20 protein-coding genes are annotated in these 24,444 nt (G+C 68.8%); 4 read left to right on the forward strand and 16 right to left on the reverse strand.

The window, feature by feature from the left end:
• Complete coding sequence (locus AB0H86_RS14215) at positions 1–1,254, reverse strand: hypothetical protein (RefSeq protein WP_362436996.1); 1,254 nt, start codon at positions 1,252–1,254, stop codon at positions 1–3.
• Between the two features lie 609 nt (positions 1,255–1,863).
• On the opposite strand from AB0H86_RS14215, the gene AB0H86_RS14220 reads away from it, so the two are divergent.
• Positions 1,864–2,922, forward strand: a complete 1,059-nt coding sequence (locus AB0H86_RS14220) for a hypothetical protein (RefSeq protein WP_362436998.1) — start codon at positions 1,864–1,866, stop codon at positions 2,920–2,922.
• Positions 2,923–2,934: 12 nt separating this feature from the next.
• On the opposite strand, the gene AB0H86_RS14225 is transcribed toward AB0H86_RS14220, so the two are convergent.
• Positions 2,935–4,386: a hypothetical protein gene (locus AB0H86_RS14225; protein WP_362437000.1), complete on the reverse strand. Its 1,452-nt coding sequence runs from the start codon at positions 4,384–4,386 to the stop codon at positions 2,935–2,937.
• Positions 4,387–4,498: 112 nt separating this feature from the next.
• Between AB0H86_RS14225 and AB0H86_RS14230 the strand changes: the two genes are divergently transcribed.
• Positions 4,499–5,083, forward strand: a complete 585-nt coding sequence (locus AB0H86_RS14230; RefSeq protein ID WP_362437002.1) for a TerD family protein — start codon at positions 4,499–4,501, stop codon at positions 5,081–5,083.
• Between the two features lie 8 nt (positions 5,084–5,091).
• Here the strand turns inward: AB0H86_RS14230 and AB0H86_RS14235 are convergent, their stop codons facing one another.
• From AB0H86_RS14235 to AB0H86_RS14245, 3 genes are read right to left on the reverse strand one after another with little or no spacing between them, the layout of a single operon-like run.
• On the reverse strand, positions 5,092–5,502 hold the full coding sequence (locus tag AB0H86_RS14235) for an arsenate reductase ArsC (protein WP_362437004.1): 411 nt from the start codon (positions 5,500–5,502) through the stop codon (positions 5,092–5,094).
• A gap of 44 nt (positions 5,503–5,546) precedes the next feature.
• Entirely contained in the window at positions 5,547–6,287 is a 741-nt protein-coding gene (locus AB0H86_RS14240) for an aquaporin (protein ID WP_362437006.1), read from the reverse strand.
• On the reverse strand, positions 6,284–6,664 hold the full coding sequence (locus AB0H86_RS14245; RefSeq protein ID WP_362437008.1) for a metalloregulator ArsR/SmtB family transcription factor: 381 nt from the start codon (positions 6,662–6,664) through the stop codon (positions 6,284–6,286). The genes AB0H86_RS14240 and AB0H86_RS14245 overlap by 4 nt, the downstream gene beginning before the upstream one ends.
• 106 nt (positions 6,665–6,770) lie before the next feature.
• On the opposite strand from AB0H86_RS14245, the gene arsM reads away from it, so the two are divergent.
• The gene (arsM, locus tag AB0H86_RS14250; RefSeq protein WP_362437010.1) at positions 6,771–7,664 is read left to right on the forward strand and encodes an arsenite methyltransferase; all 894 of its coding nucleotides are present in this window, start codon (positions 6,771–6,773) and stop codon (positions 7,662–7,664) included.
• A 55-nt stretch (positions 7,665–7,719) separates the two neighbouring features.
• Here the strand turns inward: arsM and AB0H86_RS14255 are convergent, their stop codons facing one another.
• From AB0H86_RS14255 to AB0H86_RS14305, 11 genes are all read right to left on the reverse strand, one after another.
• Positions 7,720–9,684, reverse strand: a complete 1,965-nt coding sequence (locus AB0H86_RS14255; protein WP_362437012.1) for a TIGR03960 family B12-binding radical SAM protein — start codon at positions 9,682–9,684, stop codon at positions 7,720–7,722.
• A 116-nt stretch (positions 9,685–9,800) separates the two neighbouring features.
• Complete coding sequence (locus AB0H86_RS14260) at positions 9,801–11,402, reverse strand: CYTH and CHAD domain-containing protein (RefSeq protein ID WP_362437014.1); 1,602 nt, start codon at positions 11,400–11,402, stop codon at positions 9,801–9,803.
• 57 nt (positions 11,403–11,459) lie between these two features.
• On the reverse strand, positions 11,460–12,659 hold the full coding sequence (rodA, locus tag AB0H86_RS14265; RefSeq protein ID WP_362437016.1) for a rod shape-determining protein RodA: 1,200 nt from the start codon (positions 12,657–12,659) through the stop codon (positions 11,460–11,462).
• Entirely contained in the window at positions 12,656–14,911 is a 2,256-nt protein-coding gene (gene mrdA, locus AB0H86_RS14270) for a penicillin-binding protein 2 (RefSeq protein WP_362437018.1), read from the reverse strand. Before mrdA ends, rodA begins: the two co-directional genes overlap by 4 nt.
• A gap of 83 nt (positions 14,912–14,994) precedes the next feature.
• Entirely contained in the window at positions 14,995–15,678 is a 684-nt protein-coding gene (mreD, locus tag AB0H86_RS14275; protein ID WP_362437020.1) for a rod shape-determining protein MreD, read from the reverse strand.
• Positions 15,679–15,690: 12 nt separating this feature from the next.
• Positions 15,691–16,638 carry a rod shape-determining protein MreC gene (gene mreC, locus AB0H86_RS14280; protein WP_362437022.1) on the reverse strand — a complete coding sequence of 316 codons (948 nt, stop codon included), beginning with the start codon at positions 16,636–16,638 and terminating at the stop codon, positions 15,691–15,693.
• A 195-nt stretch (positions 16,639–16,833) separates the two neighbouring features.
• Complete coding sequence (locus AB0H86_RS14285; RefSeq protein ID WP_123999956.1) at positions 16,834–17,853, reverse strand: rod shape-determining protein; 1,020 nt, start codon at positions 17,851–17,853, stop codon at positions 16,834–16,836.
• 269 nt (positions 17,854–18,122) lie between these two features.
• Positions 18,123–18,536, reverse strand: a complete 414-nt coding sequence (gene ndk, locus AB0H86_RS14290) for a nucleoside-diphosphate kinase (RefSeq protein WP_362437024.1) — start codon at positions 18,534–18,536, stop codon at positions 18,123–18,125.
• A 64-nt stretch (positions 18,537–18,600) separates the two neighbouring features.
• Positions 18,601–18,957, reverse strand: coding sequence for a DUF4233 domain-containing protein (locus AB0H86_RS14295; protein WP_362437026.1), 357 nt, complete (start codon positions 18,955–18,957; stop codon positions 18,601–18,603).
• An 8-nt stretch (positions 18,958–18,965) separates the two neighbouring features.
• A complete protein-coding gene (locus AB0H86_RS14300) occupies positions 18,966–20,462 on the reverse strand; it encodes a folylpolyglutamate synthase/dihydrofolate synthase family protein (RefSeq protein WP_362437028.1) in 1,497 nt (498 codons plus the stop codon).
• A gap of 179 nt (positions 20,463–20,641) precedes the next feature.
• Positions 20,642–23,266: a valine--tRNA ligase gene (locus AB0H86_RS14305; protein WP_362437030.1), complete on the reverse strand. Its 2,625-nt coding sequence runs from the start codon at positions 23,264–23,266 to the stop codon at positions 20,642–20,644.
• A 136-nt stretch (positions 23,267–23,402) separates the two neighbouring features.
• Here AB0H86_RS14305 and AB0H86_RS14310 point away from each other — a divergent pair, with 136 nt between their 5' ends.
• The gene (locus AB0H86_RS14310) at positions 23,403–24,374 is read left to right on the forward strand and encodes a hypothetical protein (protein ID WP_362437032.1); all 972 of its coding nucleotides are present in this window, start codon (positions 23,403–23,405) and stop codon (positions 24,372–24,374) included.
• Positions 24,375–24,444 lie beyond the last annotated feature (70 nt).

The following is a 24,444-nucleotide window of genomic DNA, read 5'->3' on the forward strand; positions in this document are numbered from 1 at the left end:
TCAGTCCTTAGTGAGAGCGGTCGTACTACTACCAAGAGTACGTGTCTCGGCGCCCGTGGGTTCCCGCCGGTCCACTCTCTGCGGCTGCCCCGACTCCCCGAAAACAATGCGCCGGAAGTCGGCGCGGGCTTGTCTCGCGGACTCACGGGCCGCGGCGAGAGCCTGCCGGGTGGCCCGTCCGACACTGCGCGCGGCCTCGGCGGCGGGCCGCAGGACGAGGTCCCGGACCATGTGTCCGACAGGCGTGAGGACCGTCCGGTACACCCAGCGCACCGGCTCCACGAAGATCCACCGGAAGAGGGTCCCGAGGAACCGGCCGACGGCGAGCGAGATGTACCCCGCTATCCGCCAGGCGTGCCCCAGGGCGTCCGCCACCTCCCTCCCCAGGACGGCGAGTACGCGACCGACCGGTACGAGGACCCAGCGCCACAGGGCGAGGGCGGGCAGCACGAACAGCACCCGGGTCACCCAGTAGAGAGCCACGCCCACCCCGGTGACGGTCATGGTCAGGGCCCACATCACCCCTCTCGCACACCAGGCGATCGCATGCCCGGCCGGCGTCAGGATCCACGTGTACACCCACACGCCGGGCACGACGACGAGGTGGCGCACCAGCCAGGCCAGCACGCCGAAGACACCGAGCGCCAGGGCGCCGAGCACCGTGCCGAGACCCCGCAGCGCCCACATGACGGCATGCCCCACCGGGGTGAGCAGACGCGCGTACAGCCATGCGAGCCCGGCACCGATCCCCCGCGCGACCCACGCCAGCCCGGCACCGACCCCTCGCGCGACCCACGCCAGCCCCGCGCCGACCCCTCGCGCGACCCACGCCAGCCCCGCGCCGATCCCGAGGACGACCCACGCCAGCCCGGTACCGATCCCCCGGGCGATCCACGCGAGGGCGTGCCCGAGGGGCGTCAGCGCATACCGGTACAGCCACCGGAGCGGCACCACGACGAGCACGTTCCCGAGCCAGCCGATCGCCCGCCCGATCGGCACGACGACATATCGCCACAGGCCGACGAACGGCCAGACGAACAGAGCCGTGCCGAGCCACGCCAGTGCCCGCCCGAACGGCCTGAGCACGGTGTCCCTCAGAACCCGCCCGACAACAACGAGCGCGTCCCACACCATCCGCACCGGCACGACCAGCACGAGCACCACGATCCGCACAGGGATCCGAATCGCAACGGCAAGACACCCTTCGGGTGTTGCCTGTCGCTGCGGCTGAGCCGGTGGCTTCTCGAGGTCCATATCGGCGTAGACGCCTCAGTCGCCCGTCTGGATCCCGTACCGCACCGTTTGCTCCACTCGTTCTCGAAATCCCCCCACTCCGACGACAACAGCGGGCCCGCGGCCAGGCGTTCGCGTTGCGGGATGCGCCGACCGGGTGAACAGTGGATTCATGGGCCCGGGTCCGCGACGGATGAAGCGGACACCACGCGAAGCGCATCTGGAACCACCATGGCCAGATTCTCCCGGCGACGTGCCTTCCACAGCGTCAACGCATCCCTCTTGGCTGCGGCGCTCGCATTTCCAGCAGGTCTGACAGGTGCGGTGACAGCGCTTCAGGCCCCCGGCGCGAGCAGGACGGCCTCCCCCGCCGAGACGGCACCGCCTCCTTCACCCGAGTACACGCCGCCCCCCGAGGACACGCCGCCTCCCCCGTCGGAGCCGAGTGACGCGCCGACGCCCACGGCCACCGACACCGGGTCCGCACCGAGTGATACGTCGTCGTCGGATCCGGGGTACACACCGACCTCTGACCAGTCGTCACAGCCGTCCGATTCAGGTTCAGATTCCGGTGACACAGACCGAGGGGCGGCGGATCCCCCTGCGGAACAAACGGAACAAATTGACGACGTGATGACGAGTCTGAACGAGATGAAGGAAGACCTCCCCGAGGAACTCGCGTCGACTGTTGACGAATTGACGACCACGCTCGAAGCAGTCGAGGACCCGGGGACATCGCCGCAGGACCGGCAGGGAGTCATCGAGAGCGCGCGGCAGCTGACCACCGCACTGACCACCATCGCCGACGACAGCACCCCCGACGAACTGCGGGAACAGCTGATCACGCTCGTGAAGGAGACGTCCTTCACCCTGCGGATCAGCCAAGACCCGCAGGTGCCGCCCGAGGAGCAGTCCTTGGTCATCGTGGTGGTGAAGCGGTCGACGTCCGCGGTGAAGATGATCTGTGATCCCGAAACTCCGCAGGAGCAGCGGGACCAGCAGATCCCGACCATGCGAAATCTGTATGCCGCGGTGGGGAGAGCCCATGGTGAGCCGCGCGTCGCTGACAATGCCGTCTACGTGAGCACCGGGTTGGCCACGGCCGCCGCCCCGGAGACGCCCCCGGAGCAGAGTGAAGAGCTGACGGAGACGGCGCACCGGCACAGTCAGTCGCTCAGGAAGTACAGCGATCCCAAGACGTCAGCGAAGGAAAAGGCCGAGGCCAAGACGGACATGGAGGATCAGGGCGCTCGCATGGGCGAGGAGCAGGAGGATGCCGCGTCGACTGACAGCGAGCAGGAAGCGTCCCTCGCCGAAGAGGCCAGGGTGTGCACCAACGCCGTCTTCGAGTCGGTGGCGGAGCACAGGCTCGCCGAGGGACTGAAGGACCTGGTTCCCGACAGTTGGGACACCGAGGGGGTCAAGGACTTCTGGAAGGCCAAGGTGTCCGCGAAGGAAAGGGACGAGTTCCTCGACGTCCTCGCACAGTTGCGGAACGACGCGAACGTCCACGCCCCGGTCGAGATCGCGCAGCTCATCACCGAGCTCGCCGAACTCGTGCCGCGGGACCGACTGTTCGCCGCCCTCGGCAGCACACCGGCTTCCCAGTGCGAGCAGACGGCTTCCGACCTCGACCAGGACTACGACGTCGAAGTGGGCAACTGGCTCGTGGAGGCCGGCGAGGAGTAGCGCGGCCCGCTGTCAGACGCCGGAAGACCTCAGCAGTTCCGCGAGAGACACCTCTGATCTGAGGGACACGTCCGCAGCCCCGTACCGGTCCATCTCTCTCTTTTCCTCCGGCACGAAACCCGACTCCCCTCCGAAGTCGAACGGCGAGATGGAGGACGTGGGACCGCGTACCGGAGACCAGATCGCCGTCACAAAACGCGGTCTGCGGGTCAGATTGACCAGGTTGTTGTTGTGCCGCACCCTCGCGTGGTAAATGACATTCCGACTGCATCCTTTTTCCACGGGACAGTAGTACCGCCCCTCCTCCTCTTTCCAGGAATAATGAGGAGTTTCAAACTCCTCCACATCGAGTTTTCCTCGGTCCTTCCTCATGTATGAAATCTTCAGGTCGACACTCACCGTGTCGTACGTGGCGTCCATGGGCAGCTGGAACACGTGCTTGAGCGTGTATTCCTGCCCGGCTTCGATCCGGCTGCCGGGGCCGTAGAAATGTCCGCTGCTCAGCCTGGTGAATCTGATTTTCCGGATGTAATGCTCCGCTTCCTCGCGCCGCTTCCCCGCGCTTTCCTGCCACTGCAACTCCAGATCCTCCTTGCCGGGATGCTGGTCATACTTGGCGCCCCTGGCGCGGACCGTGTAGATGTCATTGATGATGTACACCGGAATTCCTCCGGTGTTCTTCATGTAAAGCGTCAAAGGGACCTGGACGAACGGGACCGTACGATCCAACCGCGACTTCCCGAAATCCGCCCTCAGAGTGAAGTGCATCGGGGCCGCCGTAGGTTGGTACATGGTGGAATACGCCAGGCTGATGCCCGTCAGAAGCGCGGTGGCGGCCACCCCGGCCGCGAATCTCTTTGGCCGCGGGATTTCCTTCCACGATGCGTCGCGGACAAGTACGAACAGCGCCCAGAGGGACCAGCACCACAGAGGAATGAACACCAGCACATAGGGCGTGAACTCCATCTCCTCGAACCACATGAACAGCAGGAGGCTGTCGGTGGCCAGTGCGATGAGCACACCGAGCAGGGCGATCGCCCCAGAGGCCCGGAACCTCCGTCTCCCGCCGTAGTCGAGTGCCGCGACGGCCGCCACACCCTGCACCACACCCGACAGGACGAACAGAACCCCACTGATCCGCTGCGCGAAAGTCAGCGCGCCCGAGGCGTCCGGCCATCCGATCACCGCGTTGAGGGCCATGGACGCGATCAGCCCGGCCATCAGGAGCACCATGGCCGCGCGCCTTCGCCAAGCGTGGTCGGGCCATGTCCCGCTGTCGCCCCCGCGCCAGTACAGGGACGCCGGATCAGCCAGGTCCATGTCCTCCGGGCAGCCGAGGCGTCCGAGAATCCTCCGTAGTTCGCCCGGCGACCAGGCGCTGCCCACGGTCTCGCCGTCCACGGTGACCCGACGCAGCCCACGGCTGTCCGGTGCCTCGACAACGACCCATGGGCGGATGCTCATGGAGACAGACTCGAACCCGGAACACACCGGTGCACGCGGGGCTACCCCGTTCGGCCGCGAGCCAGGCAGTATTCGAGTGTCCCGATCCCGTAGCCCAGAGGATGATCCACACATGATTACGCTCACCAAGGAAGACGGTCCCGCGGACCTGGACGGGGTGACCCATCTGTCCATCGGGGTGTCCTGGGATCCCACCGCCGGCAGCAGCGGCGGAGTGATGGGCAAGTTCCGCCGGAAGACCGGCACCGACCTCGATCTGATCGCCATCGCCATGCACGACGGAGATCCGGTGCGCCTGGCGGGCCTCGACTCGCTCGACCCCATCGGGAACGGCTCCCTGCTGCACAGCGGCGACAACCAGACCGGCCACGGGGACGGCGACGACGAGACCGTCACGGTCGAGTTCGCGAAGATCCCACCCCACATCAACTCGATCGTGTTCGTCGCCGCCGCCTACAAGAAGGGCAGTTCCTTCCAGAAGGCGCGCAACATCAGCTTCAAGGTGTACGACGCGAGCGGCGGCAGCACCCAGCAGGTCGCCGACATCTGGCCCAGCATGCTCACCACGGACAACGGCTGCGCCGTCGCCAAGGCCGTGCGGGTCGGCGCCGCGTGGAAACTGGAAGTGATCAACACGACGGGCAAGATCAAACAGGGCGACGAGCTCGCCCTGATGCGTTTCGCCGCCAGCAAGTAGGAAGTGGGTCAGCCGGCCAGCTCGCTCAACAGCCCCCGGACCCGACGCTCGATCTCGTCCCGGATCGGGCGCACGGCCTCGACGCCCTGCCCCGCGGGATCGTCGAGTCGCCAGTCGAGGTACCGCTTGCCCGGGAACACCGGGCAGGTGTCACCGCACCCCATGGTGATGACGACATCCGAGGCGCGCACGGCATCGACGTCAAGCAGCTTCGGTGTCTCGGCGGAGATGTCGATGCCGACCTCCTGCATCGCCTCCACCACGGCCGGGTTGACCGTGTCGGCGGGCGCCGAGCCCGCAGAGCGGACCTCGACCCGGTCCGCGGCGAGGTGCGTGAGAAAGGCGGCGGCCATCTGGGAACGACCCGCGTTGTGAACGCAGACGAAGAGCACGGACGAGCGGTCGGTGGACGCGGTCATGGCGGCGGCCTCCTGGGGATCGCGGATCAGGGAGCGGAAGAGGATCAGGGAGCGGGAGAGGCCACGGGGTCGGCGCCCTGCCGAGCGGGCACGTCGCTCCCGGCGCCGGCGGGGCGCCCGAACAACACGGCCACCAGGACCGAGCCGATGACCGCGCCGACGAGTTGGGCGACGATGAACGGGACGAGGGAACCCGGCGCGATCCCGGCGAACGTGTCCGTGAACGCCCGCCCGATGGTCACCGCCGGATTGGCGAAGGACGTCGAGGACGTGAACCAGTACGCGGCCCCGATGTAGGACGCCACGGCAGCGGGCGCCAGGTGAGCACGCCCCACCCGGTTCAACCCCAGGGCCAGCAGCACCAGTCCCGCCGTCGCGACGACCTCGCCGAGCCAGAGGTGACCGGCCCAGCGGTCGTGTGTGGACCAGCTGACCAGCGGTTCGGCGAACATCGCGTTGGCGGCCATCGCTCCGACGACCGCCCCGACGATCTGCGCGGGGAGGTACGCCGCCACATCCCGCCCGCGCGGCCCCTCACCGCGGGCACGCCCCCAGTACCAGGCCGCGAGGGTGACCACCGGGTTGAAGTGGGCGCCCGAGACCGGACCGAGGAGCACGATCAGCACGCCCAGTCCGAACACGGTGGCCAGCGAGTTGGCGAGCAACCGCACGCCTACGTCACTCGACAGCTCGGCCGCCTGAATGCCGGAGCCGACCACCACGGTCACGAGCGCGGCCGTACCGATCCCTTCGGCCAGTGCACGCCGGGCCAACGGGACGCTCACGCGGGGGCCCCGACAGGCTGGGCTGTGGTCAGGAACGCGGCCAACCGGTCCAGAGCCCCCGGCCGCACCCAGTAGTACACCCAGGTCCCACGCCGCTCGCAGTCGATGAGTCCCGCCTGCCGCAACAGCTTGAGATGGTGCGAGATCGTCGGCTGGGACAGGTCGAACGCCGGCGTCAGCTCGCACACGCACACCTCGCCGTCCTGCCCCCGTGAGGCGATCATCGACATCAGCCGCAGGCGGACCGGGTCTCCCAGGGCCTTGAAGATTCTCGCCAGGTCGGCCGCGTCCTCCTCGGCCAGAGGAGCGGACGCGAGTCCCTGGCAGCAGCCGTCGTCAGCGTCCTGCCCGAGGATCCTCAGCTCTTGTTTCGACATGCCTCTATGTTGACGTTTTTCAATCCAAGGCGCAAGGTTGAATCGACAGACATCAATACAAGCCGTTCCGTGGCACCGCCCTACCTCGCCACCCCAGGAGTGAGTCATGTCCGAGCAGTCCACCGACCTGCGCGAAACGGTCCGCCGACGCTACGCCGCCACAGCGGTGAAGGTCACCGAAGGCGGCACCGCCTGTTGCGGACCCGAGCCCGTCGAGGTAGACGAGAACTTCGGCTCCACCCTGTACGCCGACGTCGAGCGCGACACCCTGCCCGCCGAGGCCCTGGCCGCTTCCCTCGGCTGCGGCAACCCCACCGCCGTCGCCGATCTCCACGAGGGCGAACGCGTCCTCGACCTCGGCTCCGGCGGCGGCATCGACGTCCTGCTCTCCGCCCGCCGCGTCGGCCCCACCGGCAAGGCCTACGGTCTCGACATGACCGACGAGATGCTCGAACTCGCCCTGGCCAACGCCGCGCGGGCCAAGGCGACCAACGTCGAGTTCCTGAAGGGCACCATCGAGGCCATCCCACTGCCCGCGAACACCGTCGACGTCGTGATCTCCAACTGCGTGATCAACCTGTCCACCGACAAGCCCGCCGTCTTCGCCGAAACCTTCCGCGTCCTCAGGCCCGGCGGCCGCATCGGCGTCTTGGACGTCGTCGCCGACGACTCCCTGACCGCGGCCCAGCGCGCCGAGCGCGGCGACTACGTCGGCTGCATCGCCGGCGCCCTGTCCTTCACCGAGTACCGGGAAGGACTCGAAGCAGCCGGATTCACCGCAGTCGACATCACGCCCACCCACCCTGTCGCCGACGGCATGCACTCCGCCATCGTCCGAGCCTCCAAGCCCGCGACCGCCGAGCACAGCACCCGGTCAACCGACTCAGCCGCCACCTGCTGCGGCGTGAACGCCTGCTGCACCGACGCCGAGGCGTCCTCAGATCCGGCCCTCACCGTCGCCGAGGCGAAGTCGGCATCCGGCTGCGGCTGCCGAGCCTGACCGGACACCACTGAGCCCCCTCCGGGTCAGGGAAGGGGCTCAGAGACCGCTCACCTCAGTGCGTGTGACCGCTGGGAGCCGGTGCGGCGTTCTTGACCGCCAGAGGCAGCAACTTCTTGCCCGTCGGCCCGATTTGAATGGACGTGTCCATCTGCGGACACACCCCGCAGTCGAAGCAGGGCGTCCACCGGCAGTCCTCGACCTCCGTCTCGTCGAGGGAGTCCTGCCAGTCCTCCCAGAGCCAGTCCTTGTCGAGGCCGGAGTCGAGGTGGTCCCAGGGGAGGACCTCCTCGTAGGCGCGCTCGCGGGTGGTGTACCAGGCGACGTCGACGCCGAAGGCGGGCAGCGCCTTGTCCGCGCATCGCATCCAGCGGTCGTAGGAGAAGTGTTCGCGCCAGCCGTCGAAGCGGCCGCCGTCCTCGTAGACCGCGCGGATGACGGCGCCGATGCGGCGGTCGCCCCTGGACAGCAGGCCTTCCACGATGCCGGGCTTGCCGTCGTGGTAGCGGAAGCCGATGGAGCGGCCGTACTTCTTGTCGCCGCGGATCTTGTCGCGGAGCTTCTCCAGGCGGGCGTCCGTCTCCTCGGCGGAGAGCTGCGGGGCCCACTGGAAGGGGGTGTGCGGCTTGGGGACGAAGCCGCCGATCGACACCGTGCAGCGGATGTCGTTCGCGCCGGAGACCTCGCGGCCCTTCTGGATGACCTTCATCGCCATGTCGGCGATCTGGAGGACGTCGTCGTCGGTCTCGGTCGGCAGGCCGCACATGAAGTAGAGCTTCACCTGGCGCCAGCCGTTGCCGTACGCGGTGGCGACCGTGCGGATCAGGTCCTCTTCCGAGACCATCTTGTTGATGACCTTGCGCAGGCGCTCGGAGCCGCCCTCGGGGGCGAAGGTCAGACCGGACCGGCGGCCGTTGCGTGTCAGCTCGTTCGCCAGGTCGACGTTGAACGCGTCCACGCGGGTCGAGGGGAGGGACAGGCCGATCTTGTCCTCCGTGTACCGGTCGGCCAGGCCCTTCGCGATGTCGCCGATCTCCGAGTGGTCCGCCGAGGACAGGGACAGCAGGCCCACCTCCTCGAAGCCCGTCGCCTTCAGACCCTTCTCCACCATGTCGCCGATGCCGGTGATGGAGCGCTCACGGACCGGGCGGGTGATCATGCCCGCCTGGCAGAAGCGGCAGCCGCGCGTGCAGCCGCGGAAGATCTCCACCGACATGCGCTCGTGGACGGTCTCGGCGAGCGGGACCAGGGGCTGCTTGGGGTAGGGCCACTCGTCCAGGTCCATCACCGTGTGCTTGGACACGCGCCACGGGACGCCCGACTTGTTGGGGACCACGCGGGCGATACGGCCGTCCGCGAGGTACTCGACGTCGTAGAACGCCGGGATGTACACCGAGCCCGTCCTCGCGAGGCGGAAGAGGACCTCCTCGCGGCCGCCGGGGCAGCCCTCCGCCTTCCACCCGCGGATGATCCGCGTCATGTCGAGCACGGCCTGCTCGCCATCGCCGATGATCACCGCGTCGATGAAGTCGGCGATGGGCTCGGGGTTGAAGGCGGCGTGGCCGCCGGCCAGCACGATCGGGTCGTCCGGCCCACGGTCCTTCGACTCCAGCGGGATGCCCGCCAGGTCCAGCGCGGTCAGCATGTTCGTGTAGCCCAGCTCCGTGGAGAAGGACAGGCCGAACACGTCGAAGGCCTTCACGGGACGGTGGCTGTCCACGGTGAACTGCGGGACACGCTGCTCCCGCATCAGCGCCTCCAGGTCAGGCCACACGCTGTAGGTGCGTTCGGCGAGGACGCCCTCCTGCTCGTTCAGGACCTCGTAGAGGATCATGACGCCCTGGTTGGGCAGACCGACCTCATACGCGTCGGGGTACATCAGCGCCCAGCGGACGTCGCACGACTCCCACGGCTTGACCGTGGAGTTGAGCTCTCCGCCGACATACTGGATCGGCTTCTGCACGTGCGGGAGCAGAGCTTCGAGCTGCGGGAACACCGACGCAGCGACTTCGGCAGGCATCTCGCGACCTTCGTGAGCGGGACAGGACTGATCTGACAGGGGTTGACCATCCAGACTAACGCGACCGCGACCACCCTCCGTACGCTTGGAAGATCACCGCCCGCACACCGGGCGGATCAGAGAGCGGCCGCCCCGTCCCTGATCCCCGCCCAGAACCCGGGCAGCTCGGCCTCCACCGCCGCCGCACGGCTTTCCTCACGCCCGTACAGCAGCCCGTACGTGAACGCGCTCTCCCCCGCCGCGTGCGCGGCCGCCGACAGCTCACGCAGGGTCTGGCGGGCCATCACGCTGTCCTGGTGGTCACCGAGCAGGCCCTGCAGTGACTTCATGGACCTGGCCAGGTTCTTGGCCGGCGGCCCGAGGGCCGGCGTGGCCGCCTCCGCCGCGTAGCGGGTGCGCTTGGTCTTCTTGCGGGCCTCGTGCACGGCCACGTCCCTGTCCTCGCCGGGCGACAGCTCCAGCGCCTCCTCGACGAGCGCCGAGACCTTGTCGAAGTCCTTCCGTACCGCCCCGGCGATCACCTTGCCGGGTTCCTTCCCGGCCGCGTCCCGCAGCGGCGGGTCGGTGACCAGCGAGTCCAGGGTGTCGAGCAGGGTGAGATAGCGCGCGGAGTCCAGGACGCCGATCAGCCGGGTGCGCGCACCGCCATGACTCTCGCTCGCCCACATGCTCAGCAGGTTGCCGACAGGGCCGGTGACCAAAGTGTCGGGCACCTGGTCGAGGGCCGCCGCCAGGCGTTCGGTGAGCACCTCGCGGTCCCGGTCCAGGCCCAGCTCACCGGCCAGCCACTTCAACTCCTCGCCGATCGGGTCGGTGACGGCCCGGTCGAGGATCTTGCCGTACGACTTGAAGGTGCCGCGCATGCGGCGGGTGGCGACGCGCATGCTGTGCACGGAGTCGGCCAGGTCCTGGCGGACGGCCGGGTCGAGCGCGACGATCGCGTCCCGCTGGGCGCGGAGGTATGCGACGACGTGGTCCCCGGCGGTCACGGGCTCCTGAGAGGCCCGCGCCTTCTTCGCCGACTTCTTCCCTGATGCCTGAGGGGCCTGGGAGGTCTTGGAGGACTTGGGCGACTTGGAGGACTTGGAGGACTTGGAGGACTTACCGGCCTTGGTCGCCTCGGGAGCCGTCTCCGACAGTGCCCGCGCCAGCTTCGAGGCGGACGCCGACGGCCGTACCCCCGCCTTCCGCAGCCGCTTGTCCACCGTGTCGAGGAAGACCGGGTCGATCCCGTCGGCGAGTTCCACCTCGATCTCGGTCCACTGGGCCTCGCCGTCGCCGCCGGTCAGCCGCTGGGCCCGGACGGCGTCCACGCTGACCTCGGCCAGCAGTCGGCCCGCCGCGTCGAGGAGGTCGCGCAGGTCCCGGGCCGACCGCAGCCGGACCACGGGGACCAGTTCCGCGTCCCGGACCCGGGAGCGGATCAGCCCGGCGAGGACGTCGGGGAGGGAGTCGGAGAGCGGGGCCTGGATCTCGTCCCGTACGCCCGGGGCCACCGGGAACTTCAGATGCCAGCCCGCGTCCGAGCCTCCCGTGCGGCGGCGCAGGGTGATCGAGGACGCGGCGAGGCGTTCGTCCGCGGTGTCGTAGTAGGTGGCGTCCAGATGCGCGACACCCTTGTCGATCACGGACGCGACCCCGGCGACGCCGGTCAGGTCGGGGAGCCCGCTCTCGTCGGACTCGTACTTCCGCTCGATCTCGCGCTTTGTGTCCGCCATGACCTGAATCTAGTGGCGGGCGGCGGCGATTCCCAGCCCGGAGGCCCAGGGCCTGCCCTACGCGGACATCGGGCGCTGCACGCGGATGGACTGCAATAGCCCCACCGCCACCCAGACCGCGAACATCGACGAACCGCCGTACGACACGAACGGCAGCGGCAGACCGGTGACCGGCATGATGCCGAGGGTCATGCCGATGTTCTCGAAGGCCTGGAAGGCGAACCACGCCACGATGCCGGCGGCGACGATCGTGCCGTACAGCTCGGTCGTCTCCCGCGCGATGCGGCAGGCACGCCACAGCAGCACGCCCAGCAGGACGACGATCAGGCCGGCGCCGACGAAGCCCAACTCCTCCCCCGCGACCGTGAACACGAAGTCCGTCTGCTGCTCGGGCACGAACTGGCCCGTCGTCTGCGAGCCGTGGAACAGCCCGGAGCCCGTCAGACCACCGGAACCGATCGCGATACGGGCCTGGTTGGTGTTGTAGCCGACGCCCGCGGGGTCGAGGCTGGGGTTGGCGAAGGCCGCGAACCGGGCGATCTGGTAGTCGTCCAGGATGTGCAGCTGCCATACGGCGATCGCGCCGGCCGCGCCCGCGCCGAGCAGTCCGAACACCCACCGGTTGGACGCGCCGGAGGCGAGCAGCAGACCCAGCACGATGATGACCATGACCATGACCGACCCGAGGTCGGGCATCAGCATCACGATCAGCATCGGTACGGCGGCCAGGCCGAGCGCCTGGAGAACGGTGCGGTGGTCGGGGTAGGGCTTGTCGCCCGCGTCCACCCGGGCGGCCAGCAGCATCGCCATGCCCAGGATGATCGTGATCTTCACGAACTCGGAGGGCTGGAGCGAGAAGCCGCCGCCCAGCACGATCCACGAGTGGGCGCCGTTGACCGTCGAGCCCAGCGGGGTCAGCACCATCAGGATCAGGAACACCGAGGCGCCGTACAGGATCGGCACGGCCGTGCGCAGTGCGCGGTGGCCGAGCCAGACCGTGCCGAGCATCAGGGCGAACCCGATGCCGGTGTTCATGAGGTGCCGGATCAGGAAGTAGTACGGGTCGCCCTGGTTGATCTCGGTGCGGTTGCGGGTCGCCGAGAAGACGAGGAGTGAGCCGATGCCGGAGAGCGCCAGAGCCGCCAGCAGGATCGGCCAGTCCATCCTGCGGGCGAGCGAGTCACGGGCGAACACCCGGGTCCAGCCCGCGCGTGCGGGCCCGTACCCGGAGACCTGGAAGCTGTTGGCGCCGGTCATGTGAGCATCCTCCGGCTTCCCCTCCTGCGCGACCGTCGCCGGGTGTCCCGGTTGCCGGTCGTCGGTGGGTTCACGGTCGCCGCCTGCTGGGTCTCGTCCTGTTCGGCCGCGCCCTTCTGGCTCGCCCGCTGGTCCTTCGCCGGGTCCTTGGCGATCTTCGGGGACTTGATCGTCCCGTCCGTACGGACCTTCGGCAGGCTCTTCTGCGGGGTCGGCAGCAGCGCGTTCTTCGGGTTGATCGTGCCGTCGTCGGACACGCCGTACAGCGCGTCGTAGATGTTGCGGACGGCCGGGCCGGAGGCGCCGGAGCCGGTACCACCCTGGGAGATCGTCATGACGACCGTGTAGTCCTTGGTGTACGTGGCGAACCACGACGTCGTCTGCTTGCCGTAGACCTCGGCGGTACCCGTCTTGGCGTGCATCGGGATCTTGTCCTGGGGCCAGCCGACCTGCGCGAACCGCCAGGCGGCGGTGCCTCGGGTGGCGACGCCCGCGAGGGCCTCGTCCATCTCGCTCAGCGTCTTGCTGTTTATCGGCAGCTTGCCGTGCGCCGTGGGCTTGATCTCCCGGACGGTCTTGCCGTCGGCGCTGACGACGGCCTTGCCGACGGTCGGGTCGTGCAGGGTGCCGCCGTTGCCGATGGCCGCGTAGATCGTGGCCATCTGGATCGGGGTGACGAGGGTGTCGCCCTGGCCGATGGAGTAGTTGATCTCGTCACCGGCGCGCATCTTGTTGCCTTCGAGGCAGTTCTCGTAGGCGATCTTCTGGACGTAGTCGCCGTCCTTCTTCCCCGTCTTGCACCAGACGTCCTTGTTGGCCTTCCAGTAGTTCTCCTTCCACTGGCGGTCGGGGACCCGGCCGGTGACCTCGTTGGGCAGGTCGATGCCGGTCTCCTTGCCGAGGCCGAACTGGTGGGCCGCCTTGAAGAAGTAGTCCTTGGGCTCGCCCTTCTTCGGGTTGATGCCGCCGTCCTTCTGCCATTCGCTGTGGGCGAGGCCGTAGAAGACGGTGTCGCAGGAGACCTCGAGCGCCCGGCCGAGCGAGATGGGGCCGAAGTTCTCCGACTCGAAGTTCTTGAAGACCTGACCGCCGACCGAGTAGGAACTTGTGCACGGGTAGCGGCCGTTGAAGTCGTAGCCGGCCTCGACGGCGCCGGCCGTGGAGATCACCTTGAAGGTGGAGCCCGGCGCGGACTGACCCTGTATGGCCCTGTTGAGCAGCGGGTAGTTGGAGCTCTTGCCGGTGAGCCTGGCGTAGTCCTTGGCGGAGATGCCGCCGACCCAGGCGTTGGGGTCGTAGGTCGGGTTGGACGCCATGGAGACGACGCGGCCGGTCTTGTTCTCCATCACCACGACCGCGCCGGAGTCGGCCTTGTACTTCTCGTTGGTGTTGCGGTCCCACTCCTGGCGGGCCTTCTTCATGGCGTCGTTCAGTTCGTACTCGGCGACCCGCTGGACGCGGGCGTCGATGCTGGTGACGAGGTTGGAGCCGGGCTGCGCGGGGTCGGCCTCGGCCTCGCCGATGACCCGGCCGAGGTTGTCGACCTCGTAGCGGGTGACGCCGGCCTTGCCGCGCAGTTCCTTGTCGTACTGGCGCTCCAGGCCGGAGCGGCCGACCTGGTCGGAGCGCAGAAACGGCGAGTCGGTGTCCTGGGCCTTGGTGATCTCGTCGTCGGTGACGGGCGAGAGGTAGCCGAGCACCTGGGCGGTGTTGGCCTCGCCGGGGGCGGCGTAACGGCGCACGGCCTCCGGTTCGGCGGTGATGCCGGGGAAGTCCTCGGCGCGCTCACGGATCTGCAGGGCCTGCTTGGCGGTGGCCTCGTCGGTGATGGGGATCGGCTGGTACGGCGAGCCGTTCCAGCAGGGCTGGGGTGTCTTGGCGTCGCACAGCCGGACCTTCCCCATGACGTCCTGGGGCTTCATGCCCAGCACGCCGGCCAGCTTGGTGAGGACGGCCTCGCCGTCGTCCTTCATCTTCAGCAGGTCGGTGCGGGAGGCGGAGACCACCAGCCGGGTCTCGTTGTCGGCGAGGGGCACTCCGCGCGCGTCCAGGATCGAGCCGCGGACGGCGGGCTCGACGACCTGCTGGACGTGGTTGCCGGAGGCCTCCTTGGCGTACTCGTCGCCCTCGCGGATCTGGAGGTACCACAGGCGTCCGCCGAGGGTGCCGAGCAGTGAGAGGACGAGGATCTGGATGACGACGAGCCGGATCTGGACCCGTGGGGTCCGGCCGGTCTCGGGGATGTTGGTCACTGTTGCTCGCTCCCCCTCTCAGTGTGTGTATGTGTCATATACGACGGACCTGTGAGCCGGTGGGCCGGCCAACTCCCTCGCGGTCACAGCCGCTTGACCCCCTTGATGCGGCCAGCGCGGGCCGTGCGGGCCCGGGCGGCCTTCACCTTCAGTCCGCCGAGGCCGCCGCGCTGGCTGCCGATCCGCAGACCGGTGCCGGAGGAGAGCCAGCCGGAGGAGATGTCGGTGCCCTTGGCCGCGGCCGCGCTGTTCTCGGCCAGCGGGTCGTTCTCTGCGCGCCGGGCCAGGGCCATGATCCCGGGGACCACGAACGGGGCGAGCAGCAGGTCGTAGAGGGCGGCCGTGAACAGCAGGCTGCCGAGGCCGACATTGCGGGCGGCGGTGTCGCCGACGAGGGCGCCGACACCGGCGTACAGCAGGGTGGTGCCGACGGCGGCGGCGACCACGACGGCCATGGGGCCGGTGGCCGACTTCAGTCTGCCGTTGTCCGGTTTCGCCAGGCCCGCGAGGTAGCCGATGACGCACAGCACGAGGGCGTAGCGGCCGGCCGCGTGGTCGGCGGGCGGGGCGAGGTCGGCGAGCAGACCGGCGCCGAAGCCGACGAGGGCGCCGCCGACATGGCCGTACACCATGGCGAGGCCCAGGACGGTGAGGAGCAGCAGGTCGGGGACGGCGCCGGGGAGGTGCAGGCGGGCGAGGACGCTCACCTGGAGCACCAGGGCGACGACGACCAGGGCGGAGGAGAGCAGGATCCGGTTGGCACGCATGGGTTACAGCTCCTACTGCTCAGGCTGGGTCTGGCCGTCGACCTGCGCGTCCGCGGACGGCGTGACGGTCACCGTCACGGTCGGCGTGGGGGTCGGTTCGGGCTTGGCGGGCAGCACCGTGTCGCGCGGGTCCTTCTTCGGGGCGGCGACGACCACGCCGACGATGTCGAGCTTGGTGAAGCTGACGTACGGCGTGACGTTGAGGATGCGGGTGAGGCCGCCGCCGGCGGGGTCGACGCGGGAGACCACACCGACCGGGACGCCGGGCACGAAGGGCTTGTCGGCCTCCGAGCCGAAGGTGACCAGGCGGTCGCCCTTCTTGATCTCGGCCTTGCCGTTGAGGAGTTCGACGCGCAGCGGGCGGTCGCCCTGCCCGGAGGCGAAGCCGAGCTCGTCGCCGGCCTCCATGCGGGTGCCGACGGTGAAGTCGGGGTCGTTGGCGAGCAGGACCGTGGCGGTGTCGGGACCGACGGTGGTCACGCGTCCGACGAGCCCGTCCCCGTTCAGGACGGTCATGTCGCGCTTGATGCCGTCATTGGCGCCGACGTCGATGGTGATGGTCCAGGAGAAGCCCTGGGCCGCTCCTATCGCGATGACCTCGGCACCCTTGATGCCGTACTGGCCCTCTCCGGCGATCTTCAGCATCTTGTCGAGCTGGGTCAGCCGGGAGCGGTTGCGGTCGTCGCTGCCGAGCTTCGCCTTGAGGGCCGCGTTCTCCTTCTCCAGCCCGGCGAGCCGGTCGTGGCGTTCACCGGAGTCACGGATGGCCGACACGGCGTTGCCGACCGGGTCGACCGCGGCCGACACACCGTTCTCGATCGGGCCGAAGACGGTGGCCGCTCCCCGGCGGGCACCGTCGACCGGTGAGTCCTCCCCGCCACGGATGTCCACCGTGATCAGCGCGAACGCGATGGCGACCAGCAGCACCAGGAGCAGTCGGCTCTCTCGTGTGTCCCTCACGTGCGGCGGCCGTGCCTTCCTCATAGGAATGTGCAGAGGTTCGGGTGTTGAGGTGTGTTCGGGTATTGAGGTGTTCGGGCGTTGAGATGTTCTGCTGTTGAGGTGTTCGGAGGTTTATGGGCGAGCTTATGCCTCTATATCAACGATCCGCCGTACGAGAGAGATCAGCTCGTACGGCGGAATCGAAGCGTTATGTCATCTGCGCGGCGAGGCGTCGAGCACCTGCTGCAGCGCCTCGAACTCCTCGACGCACTTGCCGGAGCCGAGCGCCACGCTGTCCAGCGGGTCCTCGGCGATGTGGATCGGCATGCCGGTCTCGCGCCGCAGCCGCTCGTCGAGGCCGCGCAGCAGCGCCCCGCCGCCCGTCAGCACGATGCCCCGGTCCATGATGTCGCCGGACAGCTCCGGCGGGCACTTGTCGAGGGTCGTCTTGACGGCGTCGACGATGGCGTTGACGGGTTCCTCGATCGCCTTGCGGACTTCGGCGGCCGAGATGACGACGGTCTTGGGCAGCCCGGAGACGAGGTCCCGGCCACGGATTTCGGTGTGCTCGTCAGCGTCGAGGTCGTACGCCGAACCGATCGTGATCTTGATCTGCTCGGCCGTCCGCTCACCGAGGAGGAGCGAGTACTCCTTCTTGATGTGCTGGATGATCGCGTTGTCCAGTTCGTCGCCCGCGACGCGAATGGACTGGGCGGTGACGATGCCGCCGAGGGAGATGACCGCGACCTCCGTGGTGCCGCCGCCGATGTCCACCACCATGTTGCCCGTGGCCTCGTGGACCGGCAGGCCGGAGCCGATGGCCGCGGCCATGGGCTCCTCGATGATGTGCACCTGACGGGCGCCGGCCTGGGACGACGCCTCGATGACGGCGCGGCGCTCGACACCCGTGATGCCCGAGGGCACACAGACGACGACCCGCGGACGAGCCAGATACCGCCGCTTGTGGATCTTCAGGATGAAGTAGCGGAGCATCCGCTCGGTGATCTCGAAGTCGGCGATCACGCCGTCCTTCAGCGGACGCACGGCAACGATGTTGCCGGGCGTGCGCCCGATCATCTTCTTCGCTTCGGCGCCGACCGCGAGGATGCCACCGGTGTTGGTGTTGATCGCGACGACGGACGGCTCGTTGAGTACGATCCCGCGACCCCTGACGTACACCAGCGTGTTGGCGGTCCCGAGGTCGACAGCCATGTCACGGCCGATGAACGACATTGAGTTCCCCATCAGGATTCTTCTGGCCTTCCCACGAGCTTTTTGAGGGCTTTTCAGGTCGGCGAGGTGGGCGCAGTGACGTGAAGGCTTCCATCGTAGACGCGCCTTCGCGAACACCGCGGGAGGGTCTCCGCCATTGTCAGCAGATGACGGGCGCGTCCGCTTCTGGAGACGGGCGTTCGGGGACACCCGTTCCCCCGATCGGCCACGCATATGCCAAGGAGTCCGGGGGCGATGCCCCCAGACTCCCATTGCCGCCGTCGCGGATGCTACGCGCGGCCGGGGAAAAAGATCTTCACCTCACGTTCGGCGGACTCCTCGGAGTCGGAGGCGTGGATCAGGTTCTCCCGCACGATCACGCCGTAGTCGCCGCGGATGGAGCCGGGGGCGGCGGCGATCGGGTCGGTCGGACCGGCCAGCGCCCGCACGCCCTCGATGACCCGCTCGCCCTCGACGAGCAGCGCCACGACCGGACCGGAGGCCATGAACTCCACCAGCGGCTCGTAGAAGGGCTTGCCCTTGTGCTCGCCGTAGTGCTGCTCCAGGGTGTCCTGGTCCAGGGTGCGCAGCTCCAGCGCGGTGATCTGCCAGCCGGCCTTGCGCTCGATACGGCTGATGATCTCGCCTGTCAGGCCACGACGGACGGCGTCGGGCTTGAGGAGGACGAGGGTGCGCTGGCTCACGGGAGGGCTCCTTCTACGGCCGGTGTGCGGTGGGATGAGGTTACAGGGCGTGTCCGTGCGACTGTTACGCAGCGTCAGGTGTGGAGGAGTCGGCCTGCGCCGCGAAGCGGGCCTTCGCCTCCTCGACCTTTCGGCCGTAGTGCACGGACGCCCACCACAGGGCCGCGAAGATCGCGCCCATGAAGAACATGGCCGGGATGACGAAGCCGGAGGCGATCAGGGCGATCTGCAGGACCCAGCCGAAGAGGACACCGCCGGGGCGGGTCACCGTGCCGCACAGCAGCAGGCACAGGAACATGGCGATGCCGCTGACCGTCCAGACCGTCGTGGTGGACAGGTCCGGGTCCTTCATGGCGACCAGACCGGCGAATCCGATGACGAAGAACTCGCCGATCAGGGTCGAAGCACAGAGGGTACGCATTCTCGGCCTCAGCCCTTCCCCAGCAGCAGCCGGGCCTCGCCGACGGTGATGACGGATCCGGTGACGAGCACACCGCCGCCCGCGAACTCGCCCTCCTCCTCGGACAGCGTGATCGCGGCCTCCAGAGCGTCCGGCAGCCGTGGCTCGACCTGCACGCGCTCCTCGCCGAACACCTCGACGGCGATCGCGGCGAGCTCGTCGGCGTCCATGGCCCGGTGGCTGGAGTTCTGGGTGACGACGACCTCCGCGAAGAGCGGCTCGAAGGCCTCAAGCAGCCCGCGCACGTTCTTGTCGCCGCTGGCCCCGACCACCCCGATCAGCCGGCTGAAGTCGAAGGCCTCCTGGACCGCCTCGGTGGTGGCGCGGGCGCCGGCCGGATTGTGGGCGGCGTCCAGGACGACGGTCGGGGACCGCCGTACGACCTCCAGCCGTCCCGGCGCGGAGACCGCGGCGAAGGCCTTGCGGACCGTGTCGATGTCGAGCGGCTCGGGCCGCTGGGAGCCGACGCCGAAGAACGCCTCGACGGCGGCGAGCGCGACGGCCGCGTTGTGCGCCTGGTAGGGGCCGTGCAGCGGGAGGTACACCTCGTGGTACTCCCCGCCGAGCCCGCGCAGGGTCATCAACTGCCCGCCGACGGCGACCTGCCGCGAGACGATGCCGAACTCCAGCCCCTCCCGGGCGACCGTGGCGTCGACCTCGACGGCCTTCTTCAGCAGCACCTGGGCCGCGTCGACCGGCTGCTGCGCCAGGATGACCGTCGCGTCCTGCTTGACGATGCCGGCCTTCTCGGTGGCGATCGCGCCCGGCGTCTCACCGAGCCGGTCGGTGTGGTCGAGGTCGATGGGGGTGACGACGGCGACGTCCCCGTCGATCACGTTGGTGGCGTCCCAGGAGCCGCCCATCCCCACTTCCACGACGGCCACGTCGACGGGCGCGTCCGCGAAGGCGGCGTACGCCATCCCCGTGAGCACCTCGAAGAAGGACAGCCGGTACTCCTGCTGGGCGTCGACCATCTCGACGTACGGCTTGATGTCCTGGTACGTCTCGATGAACCGCTCGGCGGAGATCGCCGCACCGTCGAGGCTGATGCGCTCGGTGACCGACTGCACGTGGGGGGAGGTGTAGCGACCCGTACGCAGTTCGAAGGCGCCGAGCAGGGCCTCGATCATGCGGGCGGTGGAGGTCTTGCCGTTGGTGCCGGTGATGTGGATCGAGGGGTACGCCCGCTGCGGCTCCCCCAGCACGTCCATCAGCGCGGCGATCCGGCTGACCGACGGCTCCAGTTTGGTCTCGCCCCAGCGGGTGGCGAGGTCCGCCTCGACCTCGCGCAGGGCCTTGTCGACCTCCGGGTCCTCGGGCCGCGCGGGCACGTCGGCCTGCGGGGGGCCGCCCTGGGTGCGCAGGGTACGGCTGCCGGCCTCGATCAGCGCGAGATCCGGGTCCCGGCCGGTCTCGGCCTCGATGATCTCGTCGAAGGAGCTGTCGTCATGCGGCTGGTCACTCACGGGGCCAGTCTACGGAGGCCGTGGGTCGGGTGCGGCTCGGCGGGGGTCACCGTCCCTGGGGGCTGCGCCCCCAGACCCCCATCGGCCCGAGGGGCCTCGTCCTCAAACGCCGGACGGGCTGGATAGGAAAGGCCCCCGGAAACGAAAGTTCCCGGGGGCCTTCAGCAACGTACGAACCCCTACGCGGGCGGCAGCCGATCCAGCTGCGCGGCGATCCGCGCGATGTCCTCGTCGGCCTTCGCCAGCCGCGTCCGGATCTTGTCCACCACGTGGTCCGGCGCCTTCGCCAGGAACGCCTCGTTGCCGAGCTTGGCGTTGGCCTGGGCCTTCTCCTTCTCCGCGGCGGCGAGATCCTTGGCCAGCCGCTTGCGCTCGGCCGCGATATCGATCGTGCCGGACAGGTCGAGGGCCACCTCGGCCCCCGAGACCGGCAGGGTCGCCGTGGCGGTGAACGCGTCGCCCTCCGGCTGGAGCCGCAGGAGCTGACGGATGGCCGCCTCGTGCGGGGAGAGCGCCGTGCCGTCCAGCGACAGGCGGGCCGGGACGCGCTGGCCCGGCTGCAGGCCCTGGTCGGCACGGAAGCGACGGACCTCGGTGATGACCGACTGGAGCGTCTCGATCTCCTTCTCGGCACCCGGGTCACGGAAGCCGCTGTCCGCGGGCCACTCGGCGATGACGAGGGACTCGCCGCCGGTCAGCGTGGTCCACAGGGTCTCCGTGACGAAGGGGACGATCGGGTGGAGGAGACGCAGGGTCACGTCCAGGACCTCGCCGAGGACGCGCTTCGAGGCCTCGGCGGCCGGGCCGCCCGCCTGGAACGTGGTCTTCGACAACTCGACGTACCAGTCGAAGACCTCGTCCCACGCGAAGTGGAACAGCGCGTCCGACAACTTCGCGAACTGGTAGTCCTCGTAGAACGCGTCGACCTCGGCGATCACCGAGTTGAGGCGGGAGAGGATCCAGCGGTCCGTCGCGGACATCGCGGACGGCTCCGGCAGCGGGCCGTCCACCGTCGCGCCGTTCATCAGCGCGAAGCGTGTGGCGTTCCAGATCTTGTTGGCGAAGTTGCGGGAGCCCTGGACCCAGTCCTCGCCGATCGGGACGTCGACACCCGGGTTGGCGCCACGGGCCAGCGTGAACCGGAGGGCGTCGCTGCCGTACTTGTCCATCCAGTCCAGCGGGTTGACGACGTTCCCGAAGGACTTCGACATCTTCTTGCCGTTCTGGTCACGGACCATGCCGTGCAGGGCGATGGTGTGGAACGGCGGGGTGCCGTCCATCGCGTAGAGGCCGAACATCATCATCCGGGCGACCCAGAAGAAGAGGATGTCGTAGCCGGTGAGAAGGACCGAGTTCGGGTAGAACTTCGCCAGCGATTCGGTCTGTTCGGGCCAGCCCAGCGTGGAGAACGGCCACAGGCCGGAGGAGAACCAGGTGTCCAGGACGTCGGTGTCCTGGCGCCAGCCCTCGCCGGTGGGTGCCTCCTCGTCGGGGCCGACACAGACGACCTCGCCTTCCGGGCCGTACCAGACCGGGATCCGGTGCCCCCACCACAACTGCCGTGAGATGCACCAGTCGTGGAGGTTGTCGACCCAGTCGAAGTACCGCTTCTCCATCTCCTGGGGATGGATCTTGACCTTGCCGTCGCGGACCGCGTCGCCGGCCGCCTTCGCCAGCGGGCCGACCTTGACCCACCACTGCATGGACAGACGCGGCTCGACGGTCGTCTTGCAGCGCGAGCAGTGGCCGACCGAGTGGACGTACGGCCGCTTCTCGGCGACGATCCGGCCCTCGGCGCGCAGTGCGGCGACGATCGCGGAGCGGGCCTCCAGCCGGTCCAGGCCCTGGAAGGGGCCGTGGGCGGTGATCACGGCGTGCTCGTCCATGATCGTGACGGCCGGCAGGTCGTGGCGCCGGCCGATCTCGAAGTCGTTCGGGTCGTGGGCCGGGGTGACCTTGACGGCACCCGTGCCGAACTCGGGGTCGACGTGCGTGTCGGCGACGACCGGGATGGAACGCTCGGTCAGCGGCAGCTTGATGAGCTTGCCGACCAGGTGCTTGTACCGCTCGTCCTCGGGGTGGACGGCGACGGCCGTGTCACCGAGCATGGTCTCGGCGCGGGTGGTCGCGACGACGATCGTCTCGTCCCCGTCGCCGTATTTCATGGAGACGAGCTCACCGTCGTCGTCCTGGTACTCCACCTCGATGTCCGAGATGGCGGTCAGACAGCGGGGGCACCAGTTGATGATGCGCTCGGCGCGGTAGATCAGCTCTTCGTCGAAGAGCCGCTTGAAGATGGTCTGGACGGCCTGGGAGAGACCCTCGTCCATGGTGAACCGCTCACGCGACCACGCGACGCCGTCTCCCAGGCGGCGCATCTGACCGCTGATCTGCCCACCTGACTCGGCCTTCCACTGCCAGACGCGCTCGACGAACGCCTCCCGGCCGAGGTCGTGCCGCGACTTCCCCTCCCTGCCGAGCTCACGCTCGACGACGTTCTGGGTCGCGATCCCCGCATGGTCCATGCCGGGTTGCCACAAGGTCTCGTAACCCTGCATCCGCTTGCGGCGGGTGAGGGCGTCGATGAGGGTGTGCTCGAAGGCGTGCCCGAGGTGGAGCGAGCCCGTGACGTTCGGCGGCGGAATGACGATCGTGTACGGAGGCTTGTCGCTCTTCGCGTCGGCCTCGAAGTAACCCCGCTCTACCCAGCGCTCGTACAGCGGCCCCTCTACGTCGGCCGGCGCGTACTGGGTCGGCAGTTCGGTGTCGGGCGCTGGTGGCTGCTGCTGAGCGTTCTCGGTCACGGGCTCAGTTTAGGGGTGTCACCCGGCAGTCCCGAAACACGTTTGTTCTGTAACGGTGGGAGCCCCGATGCCGTTCGCGCACGCCCCCTGCGCCAGGATGTCGGGAACACATAAGCATCTGGAGGGGAACCCAGAAATGAGTCACAACCAGCCGGGCCCGTACGGTGGGCAGCCCCAGCAGCCCGGACCGTACGGTCAGCCGGGTCCGTACGGCCAGCCGCCGCAGGCCCCGCAGCCCGGCTACGGATACCCCCAGCAGCCTCCCCCGGCCCAGCCCGGCTACGGCTACCCGCAGCAGCCTCCGCAGGGCGCTCCGCCCCAGCAGCAGCCGTACGGCCAGCAGGCCCCCTACGGTCAGCAGCCGCAGTACGGTCAGCAGCCGCCGTACGGCCAGGCCCCGTACGGGGCGCCGCAGCCGCCGGCGCCCGGGGGCGGCAAGAAGAAGACGGGGCTCATCATCGGCGCCGTGGCGGTCGTGGCCGCGGTCGGCGTGGGGGCGTACTTCGTGATCGGCGGGAGCGGGGGCGGCCTCGAGGACGACGGGCCGCACAAGCTCAGCGCGCCGTCGAAGCTGCTGTCCGAGAAGTACACGCGTGCGGGCAAGGCCCAGGAGCAGAAGGTGGGTTCGAGCGACGCGAAGGATCTCGCCGCGGTCGGGGTGTCGGGCGCCACACAGGTCTCGGCCACCTATTCGACCGTGGACCTGGCGTCGCTCGACACCAGTGACCCGAGCGCGATGGCGAAGGCCAAGACCGCCGAGAACGTCGCCTTCTCCGGCTTCTACGGCAAGGTGTCGGACCCCCAGAAGGCCCTGGACGGAACCTTCGCGGAGATGAAGAAGGACGCCGGCTCGGACAGCGACGCCAAGCTGGTCGGCGGCGCCGAGTCCGTCTCGCCCGACGGCCTCGACGGGGCCGTGATGAAGTGCCAGAAGGCCGAGGGCAAGAGCATCGTCACGGGGAAGAGCCAGACGGTGTACCTGTGCATCTGGTCGGACTACAGCACGATGGGCGTGGTCCAGCCGAACACCAGCACCAAGACGTACTCCCTGGACGAGTCGGCCCAGATCGCGGCCGATGTCCGTAAGGAAGTCCGCGTGAAGAGCTGATCTGCTCCCAGCATGTGAAGAGGGCCCCGCGTGCGCGGGGCCCTCTTCACGTCTGCTGCCTACCGGAACC

The sequence above is a fragment of the Streptomyces sp. NPDC050997 genome (assembly GCF_040660135.1).
Taxonomy (GTDB): Bacteria; Actinomycetota; Actinomycetes; order Streptomycetales; family Streptomycetaceae; genus Streptomyces.